The following is a 6,465-nucleotide window of genomic DNA, read 5'->3' as shown; positions in this document are numbered from 1 at the left end:
CGCCGCGCCGCCGCGCGCCGCCGATGCAGCGTCTCCGGCTCCCGCCACGGCTGCACCTCCCGCCCCGCCCGCCGTGGCCGTTGGCGAGTCAAGCCGAACCCGTTTCACTCCTGTCGCCCGGAAGCTCCTGGCCGACGCCGGCGTCTCCGCAGACCGAATCACGGCGGTCCCCGGCGCCCGGGTGACAAAGCGGGACGTGCTGGAGGCGCTGACCCCGGCCCGGCAACAACCCGCGGCGCCGGCCGCGGACCAGCGCCCCGTCCGCCGCGAGCGGATGACCACCCTGCGCGGCACCATCGCCCGCCGGCTGGTGGCGGCCAAAAACGAGACAGCCATGCTCACCACCATCAACGAGCTAGACATGTCGGCGGTCATGGATCTCCGCGCCCGTCACCAGGAGGCGTTCACGGCGAAGCATGGGGTGAAGCTGGGGTTCATGTCCTTGTTCACGTGGGCCGTCTGTCGCGCCCTGGCGGAGATGCCGGTGATCAACGCTCAGGTCTCCGGAGCCGATATCGTGTATCCGGAATATTGCGACATCGGCATCTCAGTGTCCACACCCAAGGGTCTGGTGGTGCCGGTGATCCGCGACGCCCACCTCCTGGACGTGCCCCGGCTGGAGGCCGCCATTCAGGCCCTGGCCGAGCGGGCCCGCGCCGGCAAGCTCTCGGTGGACGAGATGTCCGGCGGCACCTTCACCATCACCAACGGCGGCGTGTTCGGCTCGCTCATCTCCACGCCCATCATCAATTACCCCCAGTCGGCTATCCTGGGGATGCACACCATCAAGGACCGTCCCGTCGCCGTCGACGGACAGGTGGTGATCCGGCCCATGATGTACGTGTCGCTGTCCTACGACCACCGGATCATCGATGGTCGCGAGTCGGTCACGTTCGTCATCCGAGTCAAGGAGCTACTGGAGAACTCGACAGTCGAATGGCTGCACCTCTGAGCACCGCTTGCCCAGAACGTATCGGTGGTTCCGGAACCTGTATATTTTGGGATTCCGCACTGGGAGTTATCCATGCCCAACGATGAATGCCTGCTGTTGCTGGCACACGGCAGCCCCGATCCCCGGTGGCGGAAGCCGTTCGAACATCTGGTCCGCGACTTGGCGGTCGAATTGAACGCGCGTGGCCCCTTGCTGGCTTACATGGAGTTCATCCCCCCGACGCTCGCCGACGCGGTGGCCGAGGCCGGGCGGCGCGGATTGCGGCGGATCGCGATCCTCCCCCTCTTCATGTCAGGCGGCGGCCACGTCGCCACGGACATCCCCGCCCAGGTCGAGGCCGCCCGCCAGGTCCACCCCGGTGTCGCCATTCGGGTGCTGCCACCCGTGGGTGAGCACCCGCGCTTCCAGAAAGTGCTCAGAGAAATCATCCGCGACTTGCAGCATCGCGCCTGATTCACTCGATGAGGAAGGCGTTGCAATACCCATCGGAGCCTCTTGGCGTTGTGCCAGCGGGCCGCAATTGAATCTGGTGTTCTGTCGATGATGCCCCGTCAATCAGCCTGCTGCCGCCGCCGCAGCTCGGCGGCGACCGCATCCAGAACCGGCTGCAGATCTTCGTCTTCCCGGAGGGCGTACAGCAGGGCGGCCTGAAGTTCCAGGACGGTTTGCAGTTCGGTTTGAAGCGCTTCCACCTCGTCCGACAGGCGCTCGTTATCCTGTGCCAATTCCGCCAAGGCCGTCTCCAGCCGTGCGAGGCGCTCCGCCTGGGTTTCTTTGTGAGTCACGTTCGGCTCGCTCCCGTCACCACGCCGGGATCACTTCGGTCCACCGCCGGATTCCGGCAGCGCGTCAGCACCGAGCATGGAGAGGACGATCAGTTCCCCTTCCCGCTTGACTTCGGCGTTCACGCACCCAACCCGGTTGCAGATCCCGATGCAGTTGGAGTAGTCGACGCGCGGCGACAGGAACAGGGTGAGGAGGCGGGCGCCGCACGGGCACGGCGCGTAGGCGGGCAGGGCCGTGCCGCAGACGGGACAGGACAACTCGAGGATATCCCCGTCCTCCAGCTCGACGTCCAGCGCCACCCGGCACTTCTCACCGTATATGGGGCTCAGCGCCACCTGGCCCTCGCCCGCCCGGCCGCGCACCCGCAGCAGGATGCCGGGATGGTTGTTGAAGCTGGCCCGGCGGCTCACCAGATCGTGACCGTTGGGGCAGAAACAGCGGGTCACCACCAGCAGCCGGGGAGCCCGTGCCACCCCCTGATCGAGAGGATTCGGGTAGAACAGCATGCCCTTCTCGTTGTCGTGCTCCATGAAGCGGCACTCCTGATTTTGCGGGCCTGGTTGTATTGTAGGGGACGGGCGCCGGTGCGTCAACAGTGGGCCGTCGCAAAGGGGCTGCGGGCGGACCGGCGGGTTCAGGGTCCGGCCTGCCGATGGCGCAGGAAGCCGGCCTGGCGGGCGCGGATCCGGAACACGGCCAGGAACATGCGCAGGGAGTCCGCCAGCGGGCTGATCTTGGAGCCTTCGACGGCGCGCCAGTTGACGGCCACCTCCTCGACAGCGTATCCCACCCGCTGGGCCAGATACAGGATCTCCACGTCGAACGCCCAACCGTTCTCCGTGGACCATGCAAAGAGACGCCGCGCGGCATCGCGCCGGAACATTTTGAATCCGCACTGGGTGTCGCGAATGCCGGGCACCGCCAGCAGGTTGACCACGGTGTAGAAGGCGTGGCCCATCATCTCGCGGAATCCCTCCCGCTCGCGTCGCACAGCGGCCGACACCAGCCGCCGCGAGCCGATGACGACCTCGATGTTCTCCGTCATTGCCGGACGGAAGCGGTCCAGCTCCCCGATGGGGGTGGCGCCGTCGGCGTCAGCGAATACGATATACCGGCCGCGCGCTGCAAGCATGCCGCGCCGTACCGCCGCCCCCTTCCCCTGGTTGGAGGGCTGCCGCAACAGACGGAACCGGGCGTCCCGGGTTGTCCACGCCGCCATGATGTCCGCGGTGCCATCGCAGGAGCCGTCGTCCACCACCACCACTTCCATGGCGTAGCCGCAGCGGCCCATGTACGCCGCCACACTGTCCAGGAAGGCGGGCAGCCGCTTCTCCTCGTTGTAGGCCGGGATGACCAGGCTGATCAGCGGGCCGTCGTCGCCGTCGCCTTCCGGCCATGGCCAGCCGCCGGGCGGCCGCTGGCTGTGCCTCAGGGCCAGGATCACCGCCGGACTCAGTAGATCACCGGCGGTGAATTTGAACCGATGCAAGAACAGGACGCACAGCGGCGCAAGCACCACGAGGCGGGCGGCGTGGAACACCAGCAGCGGAACCAGGGCCGCGCCCACGCCGGGCCACGCCAGCAGGGCGGGGAGTTCCAGCACGCCGAGGCCGAGCGGCACGGGCGAAACCTCCGCCAGCCCGGTGAAGAAGAGGTACATGGTCCATGCCACGGCTGTTTCCGGCTCCGGCGCGGCGAAGTGGACAAAGAGCCAGCCTTCCCCCCCCCAGCAGACCAGGCCTGCCAGCACGCTCCTGAGCACCGCGGCCGGCTCGCCGCTCCGAATCGCCGCCGCGCCGAGCAGCGCCGCGGCCAGGACACCAAGGATCGCGGCGCTCCAGACGGAGCCGAACAAAGCGGCCGCCACCGCCAGTCCCGCGGTAACGGTCACCCACGTGCCCGCATCGCGGGCGGTCAGCCATCGCCGGATCCGCTCCCGGCTGGCTCCGCCCAGTTCACGGACCAGGAATTCCGTCTCGAACGAACGGAGCGGCATCCACGGACTGCCGATCTGCACCACCTGGATCATGGCCTCGAACGCGATGGCCTGGTGCCACGCGACGGTGGCTCCGAATACGATTCGTCGCCGCGCGCTGCGCAGGATGAAGCCCACGGCGACGGCCAGCAGCAACCCGCCCGCCGGGCGCCACGTCATCCGGCTCCAGTCCAGCGGATGGCCGAGGCGGATCAGCACGGCCAGGACGACCCCGCCGGCCAGCATCGCCAGCAGGTAATACCGGCCGAAGTGGGTGACTCGCTCCGTGTTTACCGCGCCGACATCCACCTCTCGCTCCCAGGGAGCCGGAATCCGAAAGCCGTGGTCGAAGAAAGGCGTCCTGATTGTAGTGAAACCATCCGGCGGCTGTCAACGCGCCCGCGTCGCGCAAGGGGCAAACCTTTGCCAACCCGCCGCCGCCTTGTTACAATGGAGGAGTCATGACAACCTGCACGATTGCCATCCGCCCAGAGGGCGGAACCACCGTTCCCGATTCGATCAATCACCGGGGAGGCCGACCATGACCACGAGACCGCCCTGCCGCCTGGGACTCGTCCTGCTGCTGCTGGAAGGCGCGCTGACGCTCGCAGGCGCGCAGGTGCTCCCCTTCGATGTCAAGACCCTGCGGGACGGGCTGCCCCAGTCCCAGATGGCCAGCATGGTGCAGGACACCCGAGGCTACATCTGGGTGGGCACGTGGGGTGGTTTGGCCCGGTACAACGGCAACCGGTTCCACAATTTCACCACCGACGACGGTCTGCCCAGCGCCCGAATTCAGGAACTCCTCATGGACAGTGCGGGCACTCTCTGGGTGGCCACCGCCGGCGGCACTGTGGTCTTGCGCGACGGCCGGCTGACGCCCATCGCCGACCTGACGCTGAGCAAACCGCGTTGCCGCGCGTTGCTCGAAGACCGCGACGGCGCCGTCTGGATCGGCACGGACCAGGGGGTTTACCGGGTGCCGAAAGGGACGTTCCGGGCTGAACCGGCGCCGGCCGGTCTCGGCCATCAACTCATCTACGATCTGGCCTCGGATCGAAACGCGATTCTCATCGTCAGCGACCAGGGGCTGTGGCGGTACGAGCCCGGCCGCGGGTGTCAGTCGATCAACATCCCCTGCCCCCGCAACCAGCTCCGCACCGTCGCCACCGCCGGTGACGGCATCTGGCTGGGCACCAACACGCGCGGCGTCTACCGGCAGGACGCCGCCGGCTGGCAGTCGATGCTGGAGTCGGGCGCGGTCACCGGCCGGAGCATCTACCGCATCTACACTGCGCCTTCAGGAACGCTGTATATCTGCACCAGTGATTCAGCACTGTTCCTCCGCCGCGCGGGCGAACAGCAGTTTCAGCACTGGAACACCGACATGGGGCTGCCATCCAACGTCGTAAATTTCGCCTACGAGGACCGCGAGGGAAACGTCTGGGTGGGCACCGACATCAACGGGCTGGCACGCCTGGGCGGCGTGGCGCTCAGCAACCACGGGCTCAAACAGGGGCTGCCCAGCGCGTGCGTCTTCGGCATCGCCTCCAGCCCCACCCCCGACGCCCTCTGGCTGGGCACGCTGAGCGGGGCGGTCCATTACCAGGTCCGGCCGGTTTCGAAGGTCCTGGAGACCATCGGTCTGGACCACGGGCTGGACACCGAGTGGGTCTGGAAGGCTTTGCCGGACGCCGACGGAGGGCTATGGATTCTCACCGATACCTCGTTGTTTTACCGGCCCCGCGGACAACGCCAAATCCAGGCGATGCCCCCCGACGCCCCCGTGCCTCGGGCGGAACTGTGGGACGCGGTGCTCGACCACCAACACCGCCTCTGGGTGTGCGGGCGCAGCGACACCGGCGGACTGGTCATGCGCGATGAAAAAGGCCGCTGGCGCACCTGGAAGAGCACTGCCTCGGGCGAACCCCTGACCTTCTGCGCCCACTTCTGCCCTCGCCAGGCCGGTGGGATTTGGGCGACGGCGGGAACCGACGTGTACACTTGCGACGGTGAGCGCGTCGTCAAGCTGGCGGATCCGCCGCCGCTGTCACGGCAGACCTACATCAACAGCATCTTCGAAGACAGCGCCGGCCGCCTCTGGGTGGGTTCCGACGCCGGACTGGCGGTCATGGACAGCAACGGGCGCTGGCGGCTCCTCAAGGACCAGCCCGGCCTGACATCGCATCATGTCTACTTTTTCGGCGAGGATCAGCGCCACAACATCTGGGTAGGCACCACCCGCGGCGTATCGCGCATCGGCACCGACGGCCGGGTGGAGAGCTTCACGCCCGAGGATGGGCTGGCCGGCTACGAGACCAACCAGTACGGCTTTCTCTGCGACACCAACGGCGAGATCTGGATCGGCACCGTGGACGGGCTGTCCCAGTACGATCCCGACCGCCACTATCCCAACACGATCCCGCCGAGCCTCGTCGTGGAATCGGCCGACCTGCCCGACCGCCGGCTCGACTTCCCCCGGTCGCTGGAGTTGCAGTGGAACGAGCGGTCGGTCACCTTCCAGGTGGCCGTGCTGTCGTTCCGCAACCGCAACCGCGTCGGTTACCGGGCCCGGCTCGAGGGGCTCGAGGACGAGTGGCTGCCGGTCCGTCAGCTCGCCGAGCTGCGCTACACCAACCTTCCCTCCGGCCAGCTGCGCCTGCTGCTCCAGGCAGTAAACGAATCGGGCATCTGGAGCGAGACTGCGTCCCTGCCCATCACGGTCCATCCGCCGTTCTGGCTCTCGACCTGG

General features: G+C 67.5%; 6 protein-coding genes. 3 read left to right on the top strand and 3 right to left on the bottom strand.

From position 1 onward, the window contains the following. Together sucB and GX414_15395 are read left to right on the top strand one after the other, a co-directional pair. The coding region (sucB, locus tag GX414_15400) for a dihydrolipoyllysine-residue succinyltransferase (GenBank protein ID NLI48488.1) at positions 1-952 on the top strand (952 nt) is incomplete at its 5' end. A gap of 72 nt (positions 953-1,024) precedes the next feature. Continuing rightward, positions 1,025-1,405 (top strand): cobalamin biosynthesis protein CbiX, encoded by a 381-nt coding sequence (locus GX414_15395; protein NLI48487.1) that lies wholly within the window; start codon positions 1,025-1,027, stop codon positions 1,403-1,405. 98 nt (positions 1,406-1,503) lie between these two features. Here GX414_15395 and GX414_15390 read toward each other — a convergent pair whose 3' ends face one another. The 3 genes from GX414_15390 to GX414_15380 all read right to left on the bottom strand — a co-directional run bounded on the left by GX414_15390 (position 1,504) and on the right by GX414_15380 (position 4,022). Next, positions 1,504-1,737 carry a hypothetical protein gene (locus GX414_15390; GenBank protein NLI48486.1) on the bottom strand — a complete coding sequence of 78 codons (234 nt, stop codon included), beginning with the start codon at positions 1,735-1,737 and terminating at the stop codon, positions 1,504-1,506. Between the two features lie 30 nt (positions 1,738-1,767). Next, positions 1,768-2,268, bottom strand: coding sequence for a hypothetical protein (locus GX414_15385; GenBank protein ID NLI48485.1), 501 nt, complete (start codon positions 2,266-2,268; stop codon positions 1,768-1,770). A 104-nt stretch (positions 2,269-2,372) separates the two neighbouring features. Beyond that, positions 2,373-4,022: a glycosyltransferase family 2 protein gene (locus GX414_15380; protein NLI48484.1), complete on the bottom strand. Its 1,650-nt coding sequence runs from the start codon at positions 4,020-4,022 to the stop codon at positions 2,373-2,375. Positions 4,023-4,254: 232 nt separating this feature from the next. On the opposite strand from GX414_15380, the gene GX414_15375 reads away from it, so the two are divergent. Then, the coding region (locus GX414_15375; GenBank protein NLI48483.1) for a hypothetical protein at positions 4,255-6,465 on the top strand (2,211 nt) is incomplete at its 3' end.

This window comes from Acidobacteriota bacterium (assembly GCA_012517875.1).
In the GTDB taxonomy this organism is placed as follows: Bacteria; Acidobacteriota; JAAYUB01; order JAAYUB01; family JAAYUB01; genus JAAYUB01.
Note: the sequence above shows the minus strand (reverse complement) of the source record. Positions and strands in the feature narration are given on the sequence as shown.